The sequence below is a fragment of the Bradyrhizobium sp. P5_C11_2 genome (genome assembly GCF_054049755.1).
The window spans coordinates 1-3915 of sequence record NZ_JBFULT010000644.1; the positions used below are offsets into that span (position 1 = coordinate 1).

Consider the following 3915-nt stretch of genomic DNA (forward strand, 5'->3'; position numbering starts at 1 on the left):
GTATTTGGCGCGATCGGCCTCGGACGGGACGCTCTGGATCGTGAGCTGGAGGTTCTCGCCATAGGGATAGTCGATCTCGGGAATGCAGGGACCGTGTTCGAGCGGGCTGCAATAGGACGGCGTGCAGGGACGATTGTCGAGCACGCTGCACGGGGAGTGCGAAAACGGGATCGGATTGATCTCCCGGCGCTGCGCGTCGGCGGCGACCACCGATATCGCCAGCAATATGAAAACGAGAATGCCGCGCCACATGATGCGAACTCGCAAGGTCATACGAGTTGAAGGTGGCATTGCCCCCGACAACATCAAGCCTGCGGCTGTTCACATGGCCGCGTTTAAGCTCGATGTCGTCGCCCGGCTTGACCGGGCGACCCAGTACTCCGAGACGTTTGTGATCGAACCGAGAGGCCGCGGCGTACTGGATGCCCCGCCTTCGCGGGGCATGACAGCGGAGGATGTGGCTGCACAGCGGGGGGTGTGGGCGGGCCCTACCCCTTCTTCTTGACGTCCTTGACGTTGGTGAATTCGATGCCCTCGGCGCGCTCCCGGGTGTAGCCGAGATAGAACTCGTTCCTGGCCAGGTACACGGGATCGCCGTCGACATCGTCGGCGATGCTCGAAGTGTTGGCGGCGATGAAGGTATCCAGCTTCTTGCGGTCATCCGACGAGACCCAGCGCGCGAGCTGGAACTCGCTGACTTCGAACTCCACGGGTAGCGCATATTCCGCCTCGAGCCGCGCCTTCAGCACGTCGAGCTGGAGCGCGCCGACGACGCCGACCAGCGCCGGCGCGCCGTCGCGCGGGCGGAACACCTGCACCACGCCCTCTTCCGACATCTGCTGAAGCGCCTCCTTCAGCTTCTTTGCCTTCATCGCGTCGGTGAGACGCACGCGGCGGACGATTTCCGGCGCGAAGCTCGGCACGCCGACGAAGTTGAAATCCTCGCCCTCGGTCAGAGTATCGCCGATGCGCAGCGTGCCGTGATTGGGAATGCCGACGACGTCGCCGGCAAAGGCTTCATCCGCCACCGAGCGGTCCTGCGCGAAGAAGAATTGCGGGCTCGACAGCGGCATGCTCTTGCCGGTGCGCACCAGCTTGGCCTTCATGCCGCGGCTGAGCTTGCCGGAGCACAGCCGCGCAAAGGCGATGCGGTCGCGATGGTTGGGATCCATGTTGGCCTGGATCTTGAACACGAAGGCGCTCATGCGCGGATCGGTCGCTTCGACCCTGCGCTGGTCGCTCTCTTGCGCGCGCGGCTCGGGCGCGAACTTGCCGAGACCTTCGAGGAGGTCGCCGACGCCGAAATTGCGCAGCGCGCTGCCGAAATAGACCGGGGTCAGATGGCCCTCGCGAAACGCGGCGAGTTCGAACGGCTTGGAGGCCGCGGTGACGAGCTCGAGCTCGTCCTTCACCGCGGAGACGTCGAGATTCGCATTGAGCTTTCCGAGCTCCGCGATCTCGATCTGCTGCGCCGCGCCGGTCTTGGCGCCGCCGCCTTCGAGCAGGCGCACCCCGCCATTGACGACGTCGTAGGTGCCGAGGAAGTCACGGCCACGGCCGACCGGCCAGGTCATCGGCGTGGTGTCGAGCGCCAGCGTCTTCTCGATCTCGTCGAGCAGCTCGAAGACGTCGCGGCTTTCGCGGTCCATCTTGTTGATGAAGGTGATGATCGGGATGTCGCGCAGCCGGCAGACCTCGAACAGCTTTCGCGTCCGCGCCTCGATGCCCTTTGCCGCGTCGATCACCATCACGGCGGAATCGACCGCCGTCAGCGTGCGATAGGTGTCTTCCGAAAAGTCCTCGTGGCCCGGCGTGTCCAGCAGGTTGAACACGAGGCCTTCGAACTCGAAGGTCATCACCGAGGTGACGACGGAGATGCCGCGCTCGCGCTCGATCTTCATCCAGTCCGAGCGCGTGTTGCGCCGCTCGCCCTTGGCCTTGACCTGGCCGGCGAGATTGATGGCGCCGCCGAACAGCAGCAGCTTTTCGGTCAGCGTGGTCTTGCCGGCGTCCGGATGCGAGATGATCGCAAAGGTTCGCCGCCGCGACACTTCAGCGGCAAGCGGGGAACGGGCCGGCGATTCGGCGGAAATGGCGATGTCGGACATGGCGGGAGCGTTTGGCAGGGAAAATGGGCCTGATCAAGCCTGATTTGGTGATTGCAGGGCCCCTCGACCAGCCCCATATCGCCATTTGGGAGGGACGGCCCTCCTTTTCCAAAAGCCATGGCCGCGGGGACGACCCTGCCTTGAATGGAGGGTCGTCATGGCCTGGAGCATCCTGTTCGTCGCCGGTCTTCTCGAGATTACCTGGGCGATCGGCCTGAAATATACTGAGGGCTTTACCAGACTTGTTCCGTCCATCATCACGCTCGCGGCGATGGCCGGCAGCGTCATCCTGCTCGGACTCGCTCTCAAATCGCTCCCCGTCGGGACCGCTTATGCAGTCTGGACCGGCATCGGCGCGGTCGGAACCGCGACGCTCGGCATCATCCTGTTCGGCGAGCCGGCCACCGCATTCCGCCTCGCCAGCATCGGGCTCATCGTCGCCGGTATCGCGGGGCTGAAATTCGTCACCTGACAAAGATCTTGACCGCCCACCAGGTGAGCGCGGCGACGATGGCGGAGGCCGGCATCGTGATCACCCAGGCATAGACGATCGAGCTGGCGACGTTCCAGCGCACCGCCGAGAGCCGACGGGCGGCGCCGACGCCGACGATGGCGCCGGTGATGGTGTGGGTGGTCGAGACGGGAACTCCAAGGAAGGTCGCCATGAACAGGGTCGCGGCGCCGCCGGTCTCGGCGCAAAATCCCTGCATCGGCGTCAGTTTTGTGATGCGCAGGCCCATGGTGCGGACGATGCGCCAGCCGCCCATCAGCGTGCCCAGCGCCATCGCCGCCTGGCAGGACAGCACGACCCAGAACGGCACCGAGAATTCACTGCCGAGATGGCCCTGCGAATAAAGCAGCACGGCGATGATGCCCATGGTCTTCTGCGCGTCATTGCCGCCATGGCCGAGCGAGTAGAGCGAGGCGGAGGCGAATTGCAGGATGCGGAAGGCGCGGTCGACCGCGAACGGCGTCGAGCGCACCGAGGCCCAGGACACGATCGCGACCAGCAGCATCGCGAGCAGGAAGCCGACCAGCGGCGACAGCACGATCGCCAGCACCGTCTTGGACAATCCGCTCCAGACCGCTGCCGAAATCCCGGCTTTGGCCACGCYTGCACCGAACAACCCGCCGATCAATGCGTGGGACGAGGATGACGGGATGCCGAGCGCCCAGGTCACGAGATTCCAGACGATGGCGCCGACAAGGGCCGCGAAGATCACCTGCGCATCGACGATCGCGGGATCGATGATGCCGGTGCCGATGGTCTGGGCGACGTGCAGCCCGAACACCATGAAGGCGACGAAATTGAAGAACGCGGCCCAGAACACCGCGAATTGCGGCCGCAGCACGCGGGTCGAGACGATGGTCGCGATCGAATTGGCGGCATCATGCAGGCCGTTCAGGAAGTCGAACAGCAGCGCGACGGCGATCAGTCCGACCAGGACGGGAAGACCCAACGCAGCATCCACGGCGCGGCCCCTGTCCTAAACTTGCTCGATGACGATGCTGTTGATCTCGTTCGCGACGTCGTCGAAACGGTCGGCCACCTTTTCGAGGTGCTCGTAGATTTCGGCACCGACGATGAAATCCATCGCGTTGCCGTCGCGATGCTTGAGGAATAGTTCCTTCAGCCCGATGTCATGGAGGTCGTCGACCCGGCCCTCGAGCTTGGTCAGCTCTTCCGTGATCGCGGTCAGCATGGCCACGTTCTGGCCGATCGCCTGCATCAGCGGCAGCGCACGGCCGACCAGATTGGCGCATTCGATCAGAAGCCCGCCGATCTCGCGCATCGGCGGCTCGAAGG

4 protein-coding genes and 1 pseudogene are annotated in these 3915 nt (G+C 64.5%); 1 reads left to right on the plus strand and 4 read right to left on the minus strand.

The window, feature by feature from the left end; translation table 11 throughout:
- Both ACXJL8_RS35970 and ACXJL8_RS35975 read right to left on the minus strand, forming a co-directional pair.
- Nucleotides 1-252, minus strand: a pseudogene (locus ACXJL8_RS35970) (hypothetical protein); the annotation flags it as partial.
- Nucleotides 253-488: 236 nt separating this feature from the next.
- Nucleotides 489-2108: a peptide chain release factor 3 gene (locus tag ACXJL8_RS35975; protein WP_456622924.1), complete on the minus strand. Its 1620-nt coding sequence runs from the start codon at nt 2106-2108 to the stop codon at nt 489-491.
- 157 nt (nt 2109-2265) lie between these two features.
- On the opposite strand from ACXJL8_RS35975, the gene sugE reads away from it, so the two are divergent.
- Entirely contained in the window at nt 2266-2580 is a 315-nt protein-coding gene (sugE, locus tag ACXJL8_RS35980) for a quaternary ammonium compound efflux SMR transporter SugE (protein WP_326901743.1), read from the plus strand.
- Here sugE and ACXJL8_RS35985 read toward each other — a convergent pair.
- Nucleotides 2573-3580, minus strand: a complete 1008-nt coding sequence (locus ACXJL8_RS35985) for an anion permease (RefSeq protein WP_456686534.1) — start codon at nt 3578-3580, stop codon at nt 2573-2575. The two genes, sugE and ACXJL8_RS35985, sit on opposite strands and share 8 nt — an antisense overlap.
- A gap of 15 nt (nt 3581-3595) precedes the next feature.
- Nucleotides 3596-3915: DUF47 domain-containing protein (locus ACXJL8_RS35990; protein ID WP_456686535.1), on the minus strand; the 320-nt coding region annotated here is incomplete at its 5' end.

Excerpts from the sequence above, each read along its gene's own strand:
- ACXJL8_RS35975 (WP_456622924.1), bottom strand. The coding sequence starts at position 2,108 with ATGTCCGACATCGCCATTTCCGCCGAATCGCCGGCCCGTTCCCCGCTT.
- sugE (WP_326901743.1), top strand. The coding sequence starts at position 2,266 with ATGGCCTGGAGCATCCTGTTCGTCGCCGGTCTTCTCGAGATTACCTGG.